Here is a 20287-nt window from a genome sequence, read left to right as displayed (position 1 = left end):
CCCGGCTCACACTGACCGAGATGTGAACTTGCCTGCCCGGCGCCAGAGAAGGAATCCCGATGACCCACGCTGCTCCGTATCCTCCGTTCGCACTTCCACAGCGCACCCTCCGAGTGGGTGCTGCCGCGACCGCCCCGTCCGACGCCGGCGCGGTCGGCCACATCGTCTTCGACGGCGAAGCTCCCGAGGCACGGACGGGCTTGTCCGCCGAGCGCGCCGCCGCCCTCGGATTCACCGGCAAACCCGGCCAGACGCTGGTGCTGACCAGCGCGGAGGGGCCGGTGGACGTGCTGGTCGGCGGCGGCGACGCCGATGCACTGACGACCACGGTGCTGCGCGACCTGGCCTCCCACCTCGCCCGCGCGGTGCCGTCACAGGAGAAGCTGGCTCTGGTCCTGCCGCGGGCCGATGTGCCCACCGCTGAGGCGGCGGCCGCCGCCCTCGAGGGCGCCTCCCTCGCCCGCTACGTGTACCGGATCGGCGAAGACGGGCCCGAGGCCCGGCTGGCTTCCCTTGATCTCATCGTCGGCGAGGACGCCGTGGACGACGCCCGGGCCGGGCTGGCCCGCGGGCTGGAGATCGTCAAGGCCGCCAAACTGGCTCGTGACCTGGCCGGCACCCCGGGCGGAATCCTGACCGCCACCAAGCTGGCCGGCGTTGCCGCCGAACTGTGTCCGCAGGCCGGCCTCGAGGTGGAGATCTTCGACGAGCAGGCGCTGATCGAGCTGGGCTGCGGCGGACTCCTCGGCATCAATCTGGGCAGCGTCGAGCCGCCGGCGATGATCAAGATGGTCTATCGCCCCGAGGGCGAGCCGACCGGAAAGCTCACCCTGGTCGGCAAGGGCATCATGTACGACGCCGGCGGCCTGGCGCTCAAGCCCGGCGACGAGGTGCACGCCACCATGAAGAACGACATGACGGGTGCGGCCGCCATCCTCGGCGCAATGACCGCGCTGCGTGCCCTCGGTTGCCGCGCCCAGGTCACCGGCTACCTGATGTGCACCGACAACATGCCCTCGGGCTCGGCCCTGCGCCTCGGAGACATCGTGGTGATGCGCGGCGGCAAGACGGTCGAGGTGATCAACACCGACGCCGAGGGGCGGATGGTGATGGCCGACGCCCTCGTTCTGGCCACTGAAGAGCCGGTGGACGCGATCATCGACATCGCGACCCTCACCGGCGCGGCGATGCGTGCCCTCGGCACCGAGATCGCCGCCGTGATGGGCAACAACACCGGGTTGCTCGACCAGGTGAAGACGGCGGCTGAGCGGGTCGATGAGCCGGTGTGGGAACTGCCGCTGGCCCATCGCTATCGCGCCGAACTCAACTCGCCGATCGCCGACCTGCGCAACCTGGGCGGGGTCAACGCCGGCAGCATCACCGCGGCACTGTTCCTGGAGGAGTTCGTCGCCGGCAAGCCGTGGGTGCATATCGATATCGCCGGAACAGCGCAATCGGGCGCCGCCAAGAAGTGGATCAACCACGGTCCCACCGGCTTCGGCGCCCGGCTGCTGATCGACGTCGCGCTGAACTTCCGGGCTGAGTGAGGGGGCCGACATGAGCAACACCGACAATTCGGCGGAAGCGACCGCCGACACCCCGGCCGAGGAGGGCCAGAAGGGAATCCTCGGCGCGGTGGAGCGGATCGGCAACAAGGTGCCGCATCCGGCGTTGATGTTCGCCTATCTGATCCTCTTCATCATCGTGCTCTCCTGGGGTCTGCAGCTGGCCGGAGTGAGCGTGACCGAGGAGGTTGTCGTCCCGGTCGGCTCCGGTGCCGAATACGACTACTTCGAGGACAGCACGCTGCCCACCGTCTCGGCACCGGACCATCCCGACGAGTGGAAGATCGTCGAGCAGGTCATTCCGATCAAGAGCTTGATCTCGATCGAGGGCATTCGATTCATCTTCTCGTCCTTCGTGAACAACTTCGCCGGCTTTGCCGTGATCGGCGTGACCTTCGTGGCGATGATGGGTGCCGGCGTCGCCGAGGAATCGGGACTGCTGGGTTCATTGATCCGCAAACTGGTGCGGGCCGCACCGAAATGGGCGCTGACCTTCATTCTGGTTCTGACCGGTGTGCTTTCGTCGGCCGCGTCGGACGCCGGCTACCTGATTCTGATCCCGCTGTCGGCAGCTGCCTTCGCAAGCATCGGACGGCACCCGCTGGCCGGGCTGGCGACCGGCTTCGCCGGCGTGGCGACCATCTTCATGGTCAACCTGATACCGACGCCGATCGACGCCATGATCACCGAGATCGCCAACGAGGCGATCGAAGTGACGGGTGGCCAGCCGATCAGCATCGTGGCCAACTACTGGTTCATGATCGCGTCCTCGCTGATCATGGCTTTCGTCGCGGCGCTGGTCACCGAACGGCTCGTCGAACCGCGACTGGGCCCCTGGGAGCCGGATGAGAAGACCGCCGCCCACGCCGAGGAGGTCGCCGCGATCAGCCCCGAGGACGACAAGCGGGGCAATCGGATGGCGCTGTTCGGATTCCTCTCGGTCGTCGCCATCGTGGTCGCGATCACCGCCCCGCCCGGAGCACCACTGCGGGATCCGGAAAACGGCAACATCATCGGCCAGACCCCGTTCATGGACAGCCTGCTGTTCATCATCATGCTGGCGTTCCTGGTCTCGGGCATCTGCTACGGCATCGGCGCGAAGACGATGAAGGGCAGCGGCGACGTCATCACCGCGATCACCAAAACCTTTGCCGGCCTCGGCGGCATGGTTTTGATGCTGATGATGATCAGCCAGTTCATCGCCCTGTTCAACTGGTCGAATCTGCCGCCGGTCATTGCTGGCTCACTGGCCGAATTGCTGGAGCAGGCCAATATCGGAGCGGTCCCGTTGCTGATCGGGTTCATTCTGGTGATCGTGCTGCTCGATTTCATCATGCCGGGCTCGCTGCCGAAGTGGGCGATCTTCGCACCGATCTTCGTGCCGCTGTTCATCAGGCTCGGAGTGGCACCGCAGACCCTGTTGGCGGCCTATCGCGTCGCCGATTCCCCGGTGAACGCGCTGACCCCGCTGATGGTCTATCTGCCGTTCATCGTGACGGTGGCACAGCGCTATCAGAAGAAGGCCGGCATCGGGACGGTGGTCGCGCTGATGCTGCCCTACTCCGGCGTGATCCTGGTGGCCTGGACGGTGTTGTTCATCGCCTGGTTCCTGCTGGGCATTCCGCTCGGCCCGGGCTACCCGCCGAACGTTCCCTGATCGTTACGGCATCATCGGGGACCCCCTCATCATCTCCGGCTCACCCGGGGATCCCGGCGGACGAGGGCCCGACTGGTGTCAAGGAAGTCCCAGTGTCCACTGGGATGCGCGGTGCGAATGTGGACCGAGGGGTCTGTCCCCTCGGTCCACCTCCGTTCGCTACCCCTGCTCGGTTTCCAGAAGCAGATCACGCTGGTCTCGGCGAGCGACTCGCCGGCGCGAGCACGGGTGACCACGCCGCCCGGTTGGGGGGTCATTGGGCCATCCGGCGACCGGGCGCGGACTACCCCCGGCGGGGGATCTGCCGGCTAAGGGCGGCAGGCACGCTGAACAGACGATGAGCACCAACAGCGACCAGCTCGACGGCTCGGACGTGCCGTTCGTCTCGTCCGGACGGCTGCCCGAGCGGGCCCGGATCACCGCCCTGATGCAGCGGGCCCACGCCCGCTACCGGCAGGTGAACGACGGCGCGGTTTCACCGGTCTACCCCGCGCTGGCCAGAGCGGACGCGGCCCTCTTCGGCATCTGCGTGGTGCCGGTCGACGACGCCGCGATCGTCGTCGGCGATGCCGAGGTGCCGTTCACCCTGATGAGCGTCGCCAAGCCGTTCACCTTCGCCCTGCTGCTCGCCCACCTCGGGCCCGAGCAGGCTCGGCAACGGATCGGTACGAACGCCACCGGGCTCAGCTTCAACTCGCTGACCGCCGTCGAACGCTCGGTGGACGGCCGGACGAATCCGATGGTGAACCCGGGCGCCATCGCCACGGTCAGCCTGCTGCCTGGGGACGGCGAACGGAAGTGGGAGCACCTGGCCGCGGGCCTGGCCGGCTTCGCCGGCCGCGAATTGCAGGTGGACGAGGAGGTCTACGAGTGCGCGTCCCGGACGAATCTGGTCAACCGGGCCGCCACCCAGTTGCTCGAGGCGCGCGGCCTGCTCGGTTGTGAGCCCGCGCTCGCGCTCGACCTGTACACCCGGCAGAGCTGCCTGCGGGTCACCGCACGGGACCTGGCGACCATGGGGGCCACGCTGGCCAACGGCGGGGTGAACCCGGTGACCGGCGAGCGGGTGATCGCCGATGAGCTGTGCCACCACGTGCTGGCGGTGATGGTCACGGCCGGACTGTACGAGACGTCCGGCGACTGGCTCTATCAGGTCGGTCAGCCGGGCAAGAGCGGCATCGGCGGCGGACTGGTCACCATCTCACCCGGCAAGGGCGGGCTCGGTACCTTCTCGCCGGCCCTGGACGAAGCCGGCAACAGCGTCCGGGGCGCGCTGGTCGCCCGTGACCTCTCCCGCGCGCTCGGGCTCGACCTGTTGGGCTCCCACCCCCGGGCCACCCGTCACCGGCCGACGGGGTCAGACAGCTGAGCCAGTGCTGTCAATCCGTGGTCACGGGCTGCTCGCGCAGCCTCTCGTCGGTTGTGCACTCCGAGTTTGCGGTAGATCGACTTCAGATGTTGCTTGACGGTGTTCTCCGAGATGCTCAACGCGTCCGCGATCTCGATGTTGGCGGCCATCGTCGGAAGGTAGATCAGCACGGACCTCTCCCGTTCGGTGAGCGGCTCCATCGCGCAGCGGGAGCCTGCGGTGCTGGTGACCTCCTCCCGGGCCAGCACCGCCTCGACGAACTCCCGATGGCTGCCGTCGACGACGAGGTGGCGGCGGAGCATCGCCCGCACATTGGGGGTCGGCCGGAGGAACAGGTACGCCATTCGCTGGGCGGCGGCGAGTTCGATGGCACGGGACATCGCCTCCGCGGCAAGCAGGTCGTGCCGCATCTTCTCCTCGGCCAACGCCACCAGCAGCCAGGCGCCGGCACCTCGTCCGCCCCCCTCGGCCAGCCGGTGCGCCACGGTGGAGCGCACCTGTTCGGGTTTGTTGAGAGTCAGCAGGAGTTGCGCGCGCGGCAGCGAGACCAGGTCGGCTCGGGCCGACGCCGGAGCGGCCGTCTCGTGCGCGCTGGCCAGGTCGTATTCACCCATGACGTCGCGGGCACGGTCGATGTTCCCGGTGGCGAGTTCGACCATCACCCGGAAGCTCACCAGATAGCTGGCGATCAGCCCTCCGCGTCCGGCCGGTCCGGCAGCGGCGGCGGCAAGCCGTCGCCGGGCGCCCGCCAGGTCGCCCCCGATCGCGTCAGCGGCGGCCTGGACGATGCGCAGCAGGGCAACCGAGAACGGACACGGGTGGGCGCCGACCAGCGCCGCGCATTGCCGGATGGTTGCCGCGGCGTCCTCGCCGAGGGAATAGGTGTCGACATAGGCCAGCGCCAGCCACGCCCATTTGCCCTCCTCTGCGTGCGCGCGTCCCGAACCACGAGCGGTCTCGATCGTCGATAGCGCCGTCCGGCGGGCGGCGCTGTACATACCGACCCCGGCCTCTGCCAGTGCCAGCAACCCCGACAGGCCGAGGTACTCCGCGCCGTGCGCCTGGTCCGGTGGCACCGAAGCCAGCCCCGAACGCAGGATCTGTCCGGCGTCCTCGTGCCAGCCCGCCCACAACTCGGCGACCCCGCGCATCGCCCGCACGCTCGCCTGGTGGTGCACCCACCCCGGGGCATCGGAGGGACCCAAAGCAGTCAGGAGCTGTTCGGCCCGGTTCATCGACCGCCTCATCGCGATCGCATCGCAGCCGGCATAGGCCTGCCGGGCACGCACCAGCTGGGCGGCCAGCGCGCAGGTCGATCGACGGGGTTCCGGAAGTTCGCCGAGGCCCGTTTCGGCGAGCGCCAGGAAGCTGTTGACGACCGATCGGTCACCACGGCTCTCCGCCGCGAATGCCATTCCGACCGCCAACTCGGGGTGGTCGCGGGCGTGGGCTTCGGGCACCCGGGCCATCAGGTCGGCGAAGGCGACCGCGTCCGCACCCAGACAGAGCGGAACCCCGGAGCGGGCGATGATCCTGCCGGCGAAATCCCAGTCGCCCGACGAGATCGCATGGTCGACCGCCTCGCCCCACACCCGATGCTCCTCGAACCACAGCGCCGCGGTGCGGTGCAGCTCCCGGGCGAGCGTCGGCCGGTCGGTGTGCAACCGGGCCAGCAACGCCTTCCGCAGCAACGTGTGGGTGCGGTACCACCCGGTGCCCTCCAGTTCGTGGGTGAGGAACTGGTTGCGCGCGAGCGCCCGCAGCACCTCACCGGCCGCCTCGACACCGGTGAGCGCCGCGGCCAGCGGGCCGCACAGCCGCGCCGACACCGAGCTACGCAGCAGGAACTCGGCCTCGTCCTCGGGCAGCATGCCGAGCACGTCGTGCCACAGGAAGTCGGCGATCAGGAAGGTCGGGCCGGCGAAACGTTCCAGCAGCGCCGCGGGATCGTCGGAGGCGCTCAACGTCAGCGCCGCTAGCCGAATGGCGGCGATCCAGCCCCCGGTGGCGTCCACCAGCCGTTCCAGAGCCGGCTCGTCCAGGGCCAGTCCCCAGATCGCCAGCACGTCGCGCGACTCGGCCTGGCTGAACGCCAGGTCGGAGAACTGCAGCTGCGTCAATCTGTCCTCCAGCCGTAGCCGGTGCAGGTTGATCGGCGGGTCGTGCCTGGAGATGAGAACGAAACGCATGCCGTCGGGTGGCCAGCGCAATAGTTGATCGAGCCAGTCGAGCGAGGCGCCCTCGTCCAGTTCCTGCAGATCGTCCAGAACGACGATGAGGGACGTGCCCAGGTTGCTCAAAAGCCTGCCGAGCATCTCGACGTCCGGCGCGTCGGGCAGCTCGAGGTCACGGAAGGCCGCCGGGCCCAGGCCGGTCAGCAACGCGTCCAGAAGAGACTTCCACAGCCGCGGCGGGTGACAGTCCTCGCGCGCAAGCGACAGCCAGACGATCGGGCTGCCGGCGGTCCCTTGCCGGCACCAATCGGCAACGGCCAGGGTCTTCCCGGTGCCGGCCGGTCCGGTGACCAGCGTGACCTGCCGCCCGACCGCGCGGTTCAGCAACTCGACCAGCCGCGGCCGATGCAGGAACAGGTCCGAGCCGGCCGGAATCCTCATCCGGGAATCCGACAATCGACGCGCCGGCATCTCAGGCATGACACAGCACCGACAGCGGGGGGCTCGCCGAGACTGCTGTTGCCGACAGCGTGATGATCGACACCATCAGGATCACCTATCTCACAACAGTCGGCATGATGGTGAAAGCTAACCAGCGGTTGTCAGGCTGGCGGGCCGGCTTTGGGAAATCCCCTGCAACTGGGGGGAGAGAACGTTCCCCGCGCCCCCAGTTCGAGGGGTTCGACGACGAATCATTGAGCCGCCCACGAGCTCGCTGGCACCGTGTGGACAAACGAGGAGGGAAAGATATGTCCGCGTCCTGGTGGCGTGAGCGGCCCGCCCTCAGCCGGCTCGGCCTGACCGGCGTGGTGACCGCGACAGCCGTGCTGTCCACGACCGCCGCGGTGGCCCTGTCCGGCCAGCTCCTGCCGCATCCGGGCAGTTGCGACACCCAACGACTCGCCGCGTCCGTGCTGCCCGCGGTGGTGACGGTCTTCGCCGCGGGCCCCTCCGGATCGGGTTCGGGCAGCGGCGCTGTCGTACGACCGGACGGCGTGGTGGTGACCAACGACCACGTGATCGCCACCGCAGGCACGACCGGCACCCTGGAGGTGCTGCTGAACAACGGCGAACAACTCCCGGCGACATTGGTGGGCACCGACCCGTTGACCGATCTGGCGGTAGTGCGCATCGACCGTGACCGGCTCCCCACCCTGCCGATCTCGCCCGGCGAGGTGCTGCAGGTCGGCCAGCCGGTGGTCGCCCTGGGGGCTCCGCTCGGGCTCTCGGGCACGGTGACGAGCGGCATCATCAGCGGGCTGAACCGCAGCGTTCCGGTTCCCAAGGCGGGCGGCGGCACGACCGTGCTGGTCGGCTCGATCCAGACCGACGCGGCCATCAACCCGGGCAACTCCGGCGGCCCGCTGGTGACCTGTGACGGCCGGCTGATCGGGGTGAACACCGCCATCTCCACCGTGCCCAACTCGGCGGGGGTAGCCGGCGGCGGCAGCGTCGGCATCGGCTTCGCGGTCCCGGCGACCACCGCGCAGCGGGTCACCGACGAGATCCTGGCGAACGGGCGGGCAAGTCATCCATGGCTCGGGTTCACCGCCACCGAGATCCCCGCCGAGGTCGCCAAAGCGTTCGGCACGCCTTCCGGGCTGTTCATTCAGCAGGTCAGCGCGGGAGGTCCCGCGGCGGACGGCGGACTGAAGCCGGGCGATCTGATCACCGGCCTCGCGGGAGTCCCGGCGACCAGCACGACTCAGTCCGCGCTGCTGCTCACCGCGAAGGTGGGCGATACGGTCGCGGTCACCTACCAACGCCGCGGCGCGAGCGCCGAGACCACCCTCACCCTGGCCGAGCAACCCTGACCACCATCCGCCGGGCTGCGCCTGCCGGAGCCCGTCCGGGTCTGGAGGTTCGGCCAACGGCCGACTTAGAACGGCCACAACATCGGGACGGCGAAAACGCCGGCCAGGCCGTAGATCACCAGCAGCGGAAGCCCGAGCCTCCAATAGTCGCCGAACCGGTAGCCGGCAGCCTCCTGCACCATCAGATTGGCCGGCGTGGCCACCGGGGTCAGCAGCGCGGCTGCCGCGAACACCGCGATCGCGACCAGCACCGGCATCGCCGAGATCTGCATCTGGGCGGCTGCCGACACACCGATCGGAATCACGATCAGAGCGGTCGCCATATTGCTGATCAGCTGACCCAGCACCGCGGTGATCACGAAGAGACCGGCCAGCAGCGCATACGGTCCCGCCCCGCCGACCAGCGAGACCAGACCCTCGGCGAGAAGCTGGGCGGCACCACTGCGCACCATGGCTTCCGACAGCGACATCATGCCGCCGACCAGGATGATCGTCGTCCAGGAGATCCCCGCATACGCCTGCTCGACCCTGATCACCCGCAACAGCACCATCGCCAGCGCGGCGAGCAGTCCGGCCACCGCGGCCGGCACCAGCCCGGTGGCGAGCAGGACGATCATCACGGCCAGCACGCTCAGCGCCCGCTTGGCGCCGGTCCCCAGCGGGACCGCCTGCCGGCGGACGGCGTCCGGATCGTCCACGGCAACGATGTCGGGATCGGCGGCGGCGTTGTTCAACGCCTCCCAAGAGCCCTGCAGAAGGAGCGAGTCGCCCGCCTTGAGGCGCCACGGCCCGGTCACCGTCTGGCCTTTGTGCTGCATCGCGACCACGACCAGGTCGCCGGATTCGGTGACCATGCCGCGGTGCACCCGGTCGCCGACGAACCTCGAACGGGGCGGAACGATGAACTCGGCGATGCCCCGCCCACGTTGCATGAGGTCCGTCCCGGAGCCCTCGATCCCGTAGTGGCCGGCGAGCAGCGGGCCGTGCTCGCCGAGGTCACGCAGCATCGTTCCCGATGACCGCCGCGGTACCAGCCGCGAGCCCAGCAGCAGCACCACTCCCACCGTGGCCGCGGTGAGCGCCAACCCGATCAGCGCGGTGGAGAACAACCCCAGCCGGCCGGCGCCCGTCGACTCGGCGTAGTCGGCCACCACCACGGTGACCGGACTGCCGATCAGCATGAGCAACGATCCGGAATGTGCGGCGAAGGCCGCCGGCAGCAACAGTTCGGACGGCGAACGTCGCGCCCGGATCGCGATCACCACGATCACCGGCGTCAGCGCCGCCACCGATCCGTTGGGTGTGATCAGCGCGGTGAGCACGGCCACCATCGCCATCACGGTGACGAGCAGCCGCCCCGGATTCGTACCGCCGAGCCGCATCGCGAAGCCGCCCACAGCGGCCGTCACACCGGCCGCGTCCAAGGCTTCGCTGACCACGAAGAGTGCCGCGATGAACAGCACGGTCGGATCACCGAAGCCGGCGACAGCCTCACCCAGATCGAGGACGCCGGTCATCCACAGCGCCATCGGCACCAGCAGGGCGACAGCCGCGATGGGCAGCCGATCCCAGATGAAGAGCAGGACGGCGGCCGCCAGGACGATCAGGGCGATGACGCTTTCGGGCATGACAACCTTCCGAGAGGTACGGCGAACAGGTTCAGCCGTGGGGTGAAGCTGCCACGGGAAGCGTCGTTGCCACCGCAACGACGCTCGCCGCCTTACTCAGTTGCCGAGTTCTCCGGCGAGTTCCTTCTCGGCATCGTCAGAAAGCGAAGTCTTCAGAATCGTGCCGCCGAATTCGGCCATGCCGGCCGCGAACTTGTCCTCGGTGAGCTTGCGCGTCATGACAACCAGCGCGGACTTACCCGGGCCGAGCAGGCCGTCCACCCTGGCCCGCAAGCTCCGGTCGACGCCCGCCTTTCCGGCCAGGCCGGCCACCGCCCCCCAGGCACCGCCGACCAGCAGGCCGACGCCCGGCACCAGGAACAGCAGTCCGATGATCATTCCCCACAGAGCCCCCGACGTCGCCGAGACCCCGACGATCGAGCCCGGTGTGTCGATGTGCTTCTTGCCATCGGCGTCCACCCGCACCACCGCAATGCCGGAGAGATCGACGACGAAGTCCTTCTGCAACTGCAGGACACGTGCCTGGGCGGCCTCCGCCACCGCATGGTCGTCGTAGCCGATGATGATGAGTTCTGACATGGGCGGTGGTCTCCTCGCAGTGGTGGGCGGGTGCGTCGGCACCCCAGGAATGCGGTACTCGCCAGCAGTTTCGGGCGGGCGCGGGCGTCCCGCATCACCCGTCACGGGGGAATCGCTCCCCGTCGGCAGCCCGGAGAATCACCGAAGGAACGCCGAGTCGCGGCAGGAGGGGCGGACGAATGAGCGAGACCCCGAAGACCGGTCGACTGATCACCGGACGACCGAGGTGACCATCGCCAGCAGCCCGCGCGAACTGCGCATCAGGGCGGAGGGAAGGGTGCCGGCGTCCCTGAGCACCGAGTTGGGCGACATGGTCGTGACTCGGCTGCCGCCCGGGGTCGAACTCTGCGGCCGGCTGCCGGACGCGACGTTGCAGTGGGGTTTGCTGCACCGCTTGCAGCGAGCCGGTCTGCGGCTGCGCTCGGTGGATCGGGTCGAACCGGGTTCGAGTCGAACCTTCCGCGGCAGCCAATCCGCACCGGCGGCGTCCGTTCCGTTGCTGAGGATCGAGGTGCAAGGTCACGCGGCCGCCCTGATCGCTGCCGCGCTGCACAGCGAGCAGGTCTACCAAGCTCCCCCGTCGACGACCCTGGTGATGCCGCTGACCAGCGATCGGGTCCTCTTCAACACGCTGTGGGAGCTCGAGGCGTTGGCACTCGATGTGCTCGGCCTCCATGTCGAAGGCTGATTGCCGATGTCGGTACCGTTCCCGGAATCCACGTCAAACCCACTCATGACGCGCGATGATGAGCATGCGGGAAGGGCGGTGAGCGTGCGCAAACAGATCGGCATCGTCGATGACCATCCAGCGGTGGTCATCGGCGTGACCAGCGTCATCAACACGCATCCCAGCCTTTTCGTCAGCGGTGCCGGCGCGACCCTCACCGAGTTGTTGCGGCAGAGCACGCAGTACGACCTGGTGCTGCTCGACCTCACCCTCGGCGACGGCTCCACCCCGACCACGAACGTGCGGTCGCTGGTGTCGAGAGGCATTCCGGTGCTCGTCTACACCAGTGGCGACCAGCCGCAGCTGATCCGCGAGGCGGTGCGGGCGGGCGCGATGGGCATGGTCCGCAAGTCGGAGTTCCCGCAGCGGATCGTCGCGGCCATCATCGAGGTACTCCGTGGTCAGGTGGCCGCCACGCCCGACTGGGCGGCGGCGATCGACGCCGACGACGAGTTCGTCTCCGCGTCCCTCACCGATCGCGAGACCCAGGTGCTCGCGCTCTACGCCTCGGGCGAGACGGCCGAGCGGGTCGCCCGCCAGCTGTTCATCTCCCGCGAGACCGTGCTCGACCACATTCGCCGGATCCGCGCCAAGTACGCCGCGATCGACCGTGCCGCGCCCAGCAAACTCGACCTCTACCACCGCGCCGTCGAGGACGGCGTCCTGCCTCGCGAGCACTAGTTCCCGCCGCAGGTCGCCGGTCGAACTCGTCGAGATCCCGGACGCAGCCCGGTGAACTCTGGGGTGGCTCCCTTGGATCGGGCCGACCGCCGGGGACGGTCCGCCTGGTCGCCCCGGGTTCCCGTCGAGCTAGACCGGGGACCGTCCGCACCTCCCGCCCAAGGTGGACAGGACGAACCGTCCCGGTGACCGGAAGAACCGTCCCCGGTGACCGGAAGAACCGTCCCCATGGTCACTGGGTCAGGCCGGCTCGCGGAGGAGTTCGCCGTTGGAGTCGAACTCGTAGCGCCGGACCCAGTCCTCGCCCTCCAGCAGCAGCGAGACGGCTCCGCCGCGCGAGCGCGGCAGGAAGCGGACTGTTGCACTGGTCAGGCCGTCGGTGGCGAGCAGCTCGATCAACCGGTCGGCGAGAACCTCGCGGAGCTGAGCCGCGGAAGGGTCCTCGTTGCCGATCACCCGGACGGTGGCGCCGCGCGCACGAGCGTTGGCGATAGCGCCCAGCAGGCCCTGATGATCGGGCAGATCGTGCCTGAGCAGGTTCCGCACCTCTTCGTCGGCCGCGATCAGTTCGGCACGGAAGCCTTCGGTGAGCGGTTCACCGGACGCGATCCGTCGCAGCAGCGGCTCGACCCGATCGGGGATCTCGCTCAGCGCGCGACGCTCGTCGGCCAGAATCCCGCGGGCGGCGTCCGTCTCGGCAACCGCGGAGAGCTGCTGTGCGACCGTCCGGACGCGGCTGTTCGCGATCGAGCGACTGACCAGGAAGATCATCCAGAAGCCCACCAGAGTGACCGTCGGCTGCCCCAGGTACTCGGCCTGAGCCGTCGGGTTGAGACCGGCCCGCACCCCCCACAGGGCCAGGCCGGAGAGGATCGTCAACGCCGACAGCGTGCCGACGACCGTGTGACCCCGCAGCACCAGCAACGACAGGCTCAGGTTCAGGTAGCCGAGCGCGTACGGGATGGCCCTGTAGGACGTCCCACCGTCGCCGGGCACCACCAACAGCATCGCCGCCGCGAACGAGAAGCCCACCATCGTCGTGACCTGCCAGCGGGCCAGTCGCCCTGGCTTCCGAACCGTGACCAGCACGAAGTCGGCCGCGATCGTGCCGACGGTCAACCACACCGGGAAGTCCCAGCCTTGGATCGGCGGCAACGCGCTTCCGACGTGCGCGGCCACCAACAACATCAGCAGACCGAAGAGCAACGTCGGCCGCGCCAGCGGATGGGAGAGGCCGGCGTCTACCCGCGACGTCGCGTCCATTGCAGCACCACCGTCGTCCCGTCCGCCCCGGTGTCGAACGCGGCCCTGCCGCCGTCCAGCTCCTCGATGCGCCTGACGATACTCTCGCGCACCCCGAAGCGTCCGGCGGGGACGCGTTCGGGGTCGAAGCCGACGCCGGAGTCGGCGATCTCGACCTGAATCGCGCCCTCGTCCACGCTCACCGCTCCGCTGCCGGCACCGGCATGGCGGACGGCGTTGCGCGCCGCTTCCGCCGCAGCGAGGCCCACCGCTCCGGCCGCCGCGGACGACACCGTTCCCTCCCCCGTTGTGGACCCCAGCAGCAACTCCGGCGCAGCCGCTCTGATCAGGTCGATAATCAGCTGCTCGGCCTGGTCGGCCCGCAGTTCCAGGGAACCCTGGGCGAGATCCGGAAGCTGGTGAGGGCGGTGCAGGGCCTGCAGTGCGGTGGCAGCGCTCTTGCGCACCAGAGCGGGCGGCTCGCCCTCGAAATGGAGGGCGGCGGCGAAGGTGGCGAGCACTTCGTCGTGCACGGTGCGAGCGAAGTCGGCGAAGTCGGCCGACTGGGTGCGCGCCCGCTGCTGCTCGGCCTGCAGCCTGGCCGCCACCTCTTGCGCCCTGCTCAAGCGGTCCATCTGGTGCCGCAGTACCAGGGCGAGCATGACGTAGATCACGTTCGAGGTGTGCGCGAAGGCGGTGGCGAGCAATGACGGTGAGATCGTTCCGAGGAAGATCAGCGAAGACAGCGGCGGGGCTGCGGCCAGCAGCGCCACGACGACCAGGGCGTACGGCAGCCGCACCGCCAGCGCCAGGACGCCCACCACCGGGGCATCCAGCAGCCAGATCGACACCTGCGGCATGCCGGCGGCCTCACCGTGCCATGCGGCGTGGCCGAGCAGCAGCGCCACGAACAGCACCACCGGCTGCACCATCCAGATCGCGCGCAACCCGACCGCCGGCAGGCGGGACCAGCCGGCGGCACCCAGAACCTGCAGAGCGGGAACGAGCGTGGCGAGCGCCACCCACCAGCTGTCGAACTGTGACACCTGGGCACTGAATGTCCCCGCGTTCAGCAGCAGAATGCTCAGCCCGCACAGGGTGATGCCGAAACCGATCTTGCGGTCGACCTCGGCCCAGGTGGTGGTGATCATGCTGCGTCAGCCGCGCAGCGTGATCGAGCCGGACGCCGGCGAAGCGCGGCGGGCGCGGTTCGTCCGATCCATGGCGGAAGTCTACTGACGCAGCCAGTGCTGAGGGCTGAGATCGCACCACTGGCCAAGAGTCTCCGGCAACCCCTAGAAGTAGGGGTTTTCCAGCCACACCGACACCCTGCCTCGCGCATTCTTCCTAGTCATCGCCATATCGGACGCGAGAGGCGACACGCCCGGCGGCTGCCCGGATGCGCTGACGGCTAGTCTGAATGCACCAGCGCGGTCTCCCGGAATGGCTCCGAGCACCCGTCGCCGGCAGGCAGATCCGGCATCGCCGGTTCTTGTTCGGAGGAGGCAGCTGATGATCAGGTTCCTGATCCAGATCGCCGTCAATCTCGTGACGGCAACCATCGCACTCACCGTCGCGGGCTTCGTCATCGACGGTGTCACGGTCCGCCCCGCGGGGCTGATCACCGCAGTGGTCGTGTTCGTGGTCGCCAACGCACTGTTCACGCCGTTCATCTTCAAGATGGCCCGCAAGTACGCCCCCGCGGCACTCGGCGGAATCGGCCTGCTGAGCACCCTGGTCGCCCTGCTCATCGCCACGGCGTTCGGCGACGGCCTCACCATCTCGGGCTTCACGGACTGGGTGCTCACCACCCTGCTGGTCTGGGTGATCACCGCTCTGGGCGGCTGGGCCGCGATGGCCTGGTGGACCAAGAAGCGGGTTCAGGCACGGCGCGACGCCGCAGCCGACTGACCTCGATCAGCGGGCATCCCGACAAGCTCGACCAACGAACGGCGAGGGTCAGCACTCGATGACGTTGACGGCGAGGCCGCCGCGGGAGGTCTCCTTGTACTTGATCTTCATGTCGGCACCGGTCTCGCGCATGGTCTTGATCGCTTTGTCCAGCGACACCTTGTGACTGCCGTCGCCACGCAGCGCGATCCGAGCCGCATTGATGGCCGTGTTGCTGGCGATCGCATTGCGTTCGATGCAGGGAATCTGGACCAGGCCGCCGACCGGGTCGCAGGTCAGCCCCAGGTTGTGTTCGATGCCGATCTCGGCCGCGTTCTCCACTTGCGGCGGCGTCCCGCCCAGCACCTCACACAGTCCGCCGGCGGCCATCGCGCAGGCTGAGCCGACCTCACCCTGACAGCCCACCTCGGCACCCGAGATGGAGGCGTTCTCCTTGAACAGGATGCCGACCGCGGCAGCGGTCAAGAGGAAGCGCACCACCCCGTCCGAGTCCGCGCCGGGCACGAACTTCATGTAGTAGTGCAACACCGCCGGCACGATTCCGGCCGCCCCGTTGGTGGGTGCGGTGACGATCCGGCCGCCGGACGCGTTCTCCTCGTTCACCGCCAGGGCGAACAGGTTGACCCAGTCCATCGCCCGGATCGGGTCGATCTGGTCGTCGGCGGCTTCCAGATCGGCCAGCAGCTTCGGCGCCCGGCGCGGCACCCTCAGCCCGCCGGGGAGCAGCGTGTCGGTGCGTGAGCAGCCGGTCTCTACGCATTCCTGCATCACCGCCCAGATGTGCAGCAGTTGGCCACGCAGGTCAGCCTCCGTGCGCCAGGCGAGTTCGTTGGCGAGCATCACGTCACTCACCCTCAGCCCGGTCTCCTGACAGATCGCCAGCAGTTGCGCTCCGGTGGTGAACGGATACGGCAGCGGGGTGGCGTCCTCGACGATGCGGTCGACGCCGATCGCCTGCTCGTCGACCACGAATCCGCCGCCGACCGAGTAGAAGGTGGCCTCGCGAAGCAGCGTCCCGTCGCCGTCGAAGGCGCGGAACCTCATGCCGTTGGGGTGGGCGGGCAGGCTCCGGCGGCGATGCAGGACGAGGTCGTCGTACCAGGAGAAGCCGATCGGACGCCGTCCGGCGAGCAGCAGGCGTCCGGCTTTCACCTCGGCCACCCGGTCATCGACGGTGTCGGTGTCCACGGTCTCGGGGTGCTCCCCTTGCAGGCCGAGCACCACCGCCTTGTCCGAACCGTGCCCATGGCCGGTCGCTCCGAGCGACCCGAACAGCTCGGACTGGACCCGGTCGACCCGCTCCAGCAGGCCGTCGGCGTCCAGTCGTTCCACGAACAGCGCGGCGGCCCGCATCGGACCGACGGTGTGCGACGACGACGGACCGATCCCGATGGTGAACATGTCCAAGACGCTGAGGGCCATCAGCAGGGCCCCGCCGTCGTGAACTCGGCCGGAGCGTCGACCAGCCGCAGTCCTGCTGCGAAGCCCGGCGGCTTCTCGATGACGACTGCCCCACCCATCGCGCGTTCCCTTCGGGTCGTAGAAGACGGCGTCGGCGACCGTCACGTTCTGCGAATCCATCGCCGACCGCGGGATCGGCGTCCTACCGATCAGGTTACCCACCGGACGCCGCTCGCCAGGGACGAACGTCGGTGGCCGGGGCGCCGGATGAGGCGAGAGGCCAGCCGGGCCGACCCCTTGTGGTTGCCGCAGTTGCGATGGTCCAATAATCGACCATGGGCCGACTCGCGAGCATCTTCACCCAGGCAAGCGCGTGGCTGCGGGCGCGTACCCAATCGGTCGAGCCGGTGCCGCCCGGCCAGCTCCCCGATGTCGCCGCGGTCATCGCCCGGCTGCGCGAGTTGCAGGCCCAGTTCGCCCCCGACGACGGCGTTGGGGCGTTCAATCGGATGTACCTGCAGGTGACCGAGCTTGTCGACGAGCGGATCGGCGACGGCTTCTTCGCTGATGCGGCGTTCCTCGCCCGCCTCGACGTCGTCTTCGCGGGGCTCTACCTCGACGCGGTGGACGGGCGGCCGGCAAAAGAGGCCGACCCTTGTTGGCAGCCGCTGCTGGAGTGCCGCGGCAACACTCTCGCCTCCATCCAGTTCGCCATCGCGGGGATGAACGCGCACATCAACCACGACCTCGCGGTCGCGCTGGTGCGCACCTGTCGTCAGCTTGGGCTGAGCCCGAGCGATCCGGGGGTCAAGGCGGACTACGACAAGGTCACCCAGTTGCTCGCCGAGGTTCACGAGCAGGTGCGCCAGTCCTTCCTCGCCGGGGTGGCGTTGCGCGTCGACCAGGAGGTTGCGCCGCTGCTTACCCTCGTCGGCGCATGGAGCATCGGCCGCGCCCGCGACGCCGCATGGGTCAGCGCCGGGGTGCTCTGGAAGCTGCGCCGCGACCCCGGACTCGCCGAGGAGTTCCGGCGCAACCTCTCCCGCTCGGTCGGCCTCGCCTCTCGCACCCTGCTCACCCCGGTCGCCGTTCCGACGCCGGCGTGACCGCTCGACGGCGACTCCTTGTTCACACGACTTGTTCACTCACGACCGAACGGCCGCCCTTGGCTGACCCATCCCGGCGCGGCGCGCCACCGTGGCGACGCCGTAGGGCCGTTCCCAACTGCGGGCACGGCCGACGTGCTCAGAGCTGAAGGTAGCTGCTCGGCGGCGAGCCGAGTTGGCTCCTGAAGGCGGCGACGAAGGCCGAGGGCGTGCTGTAACCGATAGCGCTCGCCGTCTCGGTGACCGAGGTGCCGGCGGCGAGGTAGTGCAGTGAGGCCAGGATGCGGGCGTGCCGTCGCCAGACCCCGAGCGTCGTTCCCGTGGCTGCGACGAACCCGCGTTCCAGGGTGCGCTGACTGACCCCGGCCGTCCGGGCGAGACTGCTGATGGGTCGTGCGGGATCTTCCCGGATCAGCTCGGCGGCGGTGAATGCGAGGGCTGAGCCGGCCGGCGACGGCAGCCAGAGCGGCTCGTCGGGAAGCTGGTGGAGTTGGTCGACCAGGAGTGTCAGCAGTGCACTGTCGACGGGGGCGTCGAGGTCGAGAGGGCTGTGTGTCACCGCGTGAAGCAGCAGCTCGCGGACCAGGCCGGTCACGGTGACGATCCGCGTCTCAGGCGGCAGTGCGTTCAGCCGGGCCGCGAAATAGAGCGTCCGCACCGCCACCCGGAACCGGTTGACGATCCGCACCTGCTCCCCGGCCGGTATCCACAGCGCTCGCGCGGGTGGCACCGTCCACGACCCGGCGGCAGTGGAGACCGTCATCGTGCCGGACGCGGCGTAGACGAGTTGATCCCAGCCGGCCGCGACGGGCAACCGGGCGGCCCCGGGCGGATGCGTGACGGCGTAGCCGCGAACCAGAGGTTCGCCGTCGTGTCGTGTTTTCGACATATATCGTCATACATTAGATGGCCCGACAAGGCATCGCCTTGAAACCATGGATTCATGCCAGCACATCTCGCGCACTTCGCGCTCAACGCCGACGACGTCCCGGCCGCACGGACGTTCTACGAGCAGGTCTTCGGATGGACGTTCACCGCCTGGGGACCGCCGGACTTCTACCACATCCACACCGGCACCGAAGAGGGGCCCCGCGTGCAGGGGGCACTGCAGCAGCGGCGCGAACTCATCGACGGCAGGCCGACCCTCACCCCCGAGTGCACGTTCGCCGTCGACGACGTCGATGCGACCGCGCGGGCAGTCGTCGCGGGCGGCGGCAGAATCCTCATGGAGCGGTTCACGATCAGCGGCGTCGGCCACCTGATCTTCTTCGAGGACCCCGCGGGAAACGCGATCGGAGCGATGCAGTACGACCCAGCCGCCGAGTAGCAGAGCCGAGTGCCGACAAGAACTCACTGGGCTTGTTCACCCTTGGAGCGGGCGACGGGAATCGAACCCGCATTCTCAGCTTGGGAAGCTGATGTTCTGCCATTGAACTACGCCCGCACGATCGCGCGGATCGGCCCGGTCAGTGTAGCCCGAACCCTCTGCCCAGCGCACAATCAGCGGTTCGGCCGAGCTTGACTGACCACGACGGACGCCGCTGGCTCCCTGCAGCGCGGCAGTCGCACGAATTCCCGTCAGTCACCTTCTGGACCGGGGCCTCGGGCGCGCGGGACGCCGGGTCAGGGAGACCCCGAAACCTACCCTGGACGGACGTCCGTGCCCGTCCATCCGGCGCGGGCGGGACTAGCGTCAGCTTTATGAGCTTTCCCGAACCCAGCGATGTCGGTCCCGCCGTCGGCGGGAATCTACCCGTCTCCGAAACCGATCGGGGCAAGGTGGTCACCCTGCTCGAATCGGCCTACGCCGAGGGCCGGATCACGACCGCCGAACATGCCGAGCGGATGCAGGCGGCGGCGGACGCCGAGACCTTCGACGACCTCGTCCCACTGACCCGTGACCTGGTTGCGCTGGATGCGCCGTCCGCACCCACACCGTCCTGGTCGCAGGCACCCGGCCAGGCCGGCGCGGAGCCCGAACTGATCGTCACCCTGTTCGGCTCCACCGAGCGGCGCGGCCGTTGGCAGCCTCGCCGCAACCTCAGCGTGCTGAACCTGTTCGGTGGCACGGTGCTCGATCTCCGCGAGGCGACCTTCACCGACAACACCTGCGAGATCAACGTGTTCTGCCTGTTCGGCGGCATCGAGGTGCTGGTCCCCGAGGGGACCGATCTCGAGAACCGGGCGCTGGCGGTCTTCGGCGGCGCCGGCGCCAAGGTCACCACCCCGCCCGCGCCGGGCGCCCCGAAGGTGGTGCTCCGCGGTTTCGTCGGGTTCGGTGGCGTCGAGGCCCGCGTCAAGCGATTGAAGAACAAGGACTGACGCGTCCTCGCTCTTGGGCCGGCTCAACGACAACTGGCTGGGCCTGCCGAACCTCCTTCGCCGGCGGGGTCTCGACAAGCTCGACCGACGAGATTCAGCTGTTCCCTGAGA

The 20287-nt window shown here is 68.9% G+C and carries 17 protein-coding genes and 1 tRNA gene; 10 read left to right on the top strand and 8 right to left on the bottom strand.

What is annotated here, in order from left to right; all coding sequences use genetic code 11:
* Positions 1–59 precede the first annotated feature (59 nt).
* The 3 genes from Q0066_RS07555 (at position 60) to glsA (ending at position 4591) form a co-directional block, all read left to right on the top strand.
* On the top strand, positions 60–1547 hold the full coding sequence (locus tag Q0066_RS07555) for a M17 family peptidase N-terminal domain-containing protein (RefSeq protein WP_298131661.1): 1488 nt from the start codon (positions 60–62) through the stop codon (positions 1545–1547).
* A gap of 10 nt (positions 1548–1557) precedes the next feature.
* Positions 1558–3222: an AbgT family transporter gene (locus tag Q0066_RS07550; RefSeq protein WP_298131659.1), complete on the top strand. Its 1665-nt coding sequence runs from the start codon at positions 1558–1560 to the stop codon at positions 3220–3222.
* A 337-nt stretch (positions 3223–3559) separates the two neighbouring features.
* Positions 3560–4591: a glutaminase A gene (gene glsA, locus Q0066_RS07545; protein WP_298131658.1), complete on the top strand. Its 1032-nt coding sequence runs from the start codon at positions 3560–3562 to the stop codon at positions 4589–4591.
* Here the strand turns inward: glsA and Q0066_RS07540 are convergent.
* Positions 4564–7206, bottom strand: a complete 2643-nt coding sequence (locus Q0066_RS07540; RefSeq protein WP_298131656.1) for a LuxR C-terminal-related transcriptional regulator — start codon at positions 7204–7206, stop codon at positions 4564–4566. The two genes, glsA and Q0066_RS07540, sit on opposite strands and share 28 nt — an antisense overlap.
* Positions 7207–7514: 308 nt before the next feature.
* On the opposite strand from Q0066_RS07540, the gene Q0066_RS07535 reads away from it, so the two are divergent.
* Positions 7515–8579 (top strand): trypsin-like peptidase domain-containing protein, encoded by a 1065-nt coding sequence (locus tag Q0066_RS07535; protein WP_298131655.1) that lies wholly within the window; start codon positions 7515–7517, stop codon positions 8577–8579.
* Positions 8580–8644: 65 nt separating this feature from the next.
* Here the strand turns inward: Q0066_RS07535 and Q0066_RS07530 are convergent, their stop codons facing one another.
* Positions 8645–10207: an SLC13 family permease gene (locus tag Q0066_RS07530; RefSeq protein ID WP_298131654.1), complete on the bottom strand. Its 1563-nt coding sequence runs from the start codon at positions 10205–10207 to the stop codon at positions 8645–8647.
* A 96-nt stretch (positions 10208–10303) separates the two neighbouring features.
* Entirely contained in the window at positions 10304–10786 is a 483-nt protein-coding gene (locus Q0066_RS07525; RefSeq protein WP_298131652.1) for a DUF1269 domain-containing protein, read from the bottom strand.
* Between the two features lie 226 nt (positions 10787–11012).
* Here Q0066_RS07525 and Q0066_RS07520 point away from each other — a divergent pair, with 226 nt between their 5' ends.
* Both Q0066_RS07520 and Q0066_RS07515 read left to right on the top strand, forming a co-directional pair.
* Complete coding sequence (locus Q0066_RS07520) at positions 11013–11474, top strand: hypothetical protein (protein WP_298131650.1); 462 nt, start codon at positions 11013–11015, stop codon at positions 11472–11474.
* A 78-nt stretch (positions 11475–11552) separates the two neighbouring features.
* On the top strand, positions 11553–12194 hold the full coding sequence (locus Q0066_RS07515; protein WP_298131649.1) for a response regulator transcription factor: 642 nt from the start codon (positions 11553–11555) through the stop codon (positions 12192–12194).
* A 240-nt stretch (positions 12195–12434) separates the two neighbouring features.
* Here Q0066_RS07515 and Q0066_RS07510 read toward each other — a convergent pair whose 3' ends face one another.
* Together Q0066_RS07510 and Q0066_RS07505 are read right to left on the bottom strand one after the other, a co-directional pair.
* Positions 12435–13457 carry a hypothetical protein gene (locus tag Q0066_RS07510; RefSeq protein ID WP_298131647.1) on the bottom strand — a complete coding sequence of 341 codons (1023 nt, stop codon included), beginning with the start codon at positions 13455–13457 and terminating at the stop codon, positions 12435–12437.
* Positions 13436–14587, bottom strand: coding sequence for an ATP-binding protein (locus Q0066_RS07505; protein WP_298131646.1), 1152 nt, complete (start codon positions 14585–14587; stop codon positions 13436–13438). Before Q0066_RS07505 ends, Q0066_RS07510 begins: the two co-directional genes overlap by 22 nt.
* Before the next feature lie 361 nt (positions 14588–14948).
* Between Q0066_RS07505 and Q0066_RS07500 the strand changes: the two genes are divergently transcribed.
* Positions 14949–15347 (top strand): phage holin family protein, encoded by a 399-nt coding sequence (locus Q0066_RS07500; protein ID WP_298131644.1) that lies wholly within the window; start codon positions 14949–14951, stop codon positions 15345–15347.
* 48 nt (positions 15348–15395) lie between these two features.
* On the opposite strand, the gene Q0066_RS07495 is transcribed toward Q0066_RS07500, so the two are convergent.
* Positions 15396–16769, bottom strand: coding sequence for an L-serine ammonia-lyase (locus Q0066_RS07495; RefSeq protein ID WP_298131642.1), 1374 nt, complete (start codon positions 16767–16769; stop codon positions 15396–15398).
* Between the two features lie 314 nt (positions 16770–17083).
* Between Q0066_RS07495 and Q0066_RS07490 the strand changes: the two genes are divergently transcribed.
* Entirely contained in the window at positions 17084–17854 is a 771-nt protein-coding gene (locus Q0066_RS07490; protein ID WP_298131640.1) for a DUF5995 family protein, read from the top strand.
* A gap of 139 nt (positions 17855–17993) precedes the next feature.
* On the opposite strand, the gene Q0066_RS07485 is transcribed toward Q0066_RS07490, so the two are convergent.
* Positions 17994–18743, bottom strand: coding sequence for a helix-turn-helix transcriptional regulator (locus Q0066_RS07485; protein WP_298131638.1), 750 nt, complete (start codon positions 18741–18743; stop codon positions 17994–17996).
* Between the two features lie 54 nt (positions 18744–18797).
* Here Q0066_RS07485 and Q0066_RS07480 point away from each other — a divergent pair, with 54 nt between their 5' ends.
* Positions 18798–19181, top strand: coding sequence for a VOC family protein (locus Q0066_RS07480; RefSeq protein WP_298131636.1), 384 nt, complete (start codon positions 18798–18800; stop codon positions 19179–19181).
* A 43-nt stretch (positions 19182–19224) separates the two neighbouring features.
* On the opposite strand, the gene Q0066_RS07475 is transcribed toward Q0066_RS07480, so the two are convergent.
* Positions 19225–19298 (bottom strand) — tRNA-Gly (locus Q0066_RS07475).
* A gap of 257 nt (positions 19299–19555) precedes the next feature.
* On the opposite strand from Q0066_RS07475, the gene Q0066_RS07470 reads away from it, so the two are divergent.
* Positions 19556–20176: a DUF1707 domain-containing protein gene (locus Q0066_RS07470; protein ID WP_298131634.1), complete on the top strand. Its 621-nt coding sequence runs from the start codon at positions 19556–19558 to the stop codon at positions 20174–20176.
* The last annotated feature ends 111 nt before the right edge of the window (positions 20177–20287 follow it).

Source organism: Micropruina sp. (assembly GCF_027492755.1).
Classification (GTDB): Bacteria; Actinomycetota; Actinomycetes; order Propionibacteriales; family Propionibacteriaceae; genus Micropruina.
The sequence above is the reverse complement of the archived record's forward strand: the minus strand, read 5'-3'. Positions and strand labels throughout refer to the sequence as shown.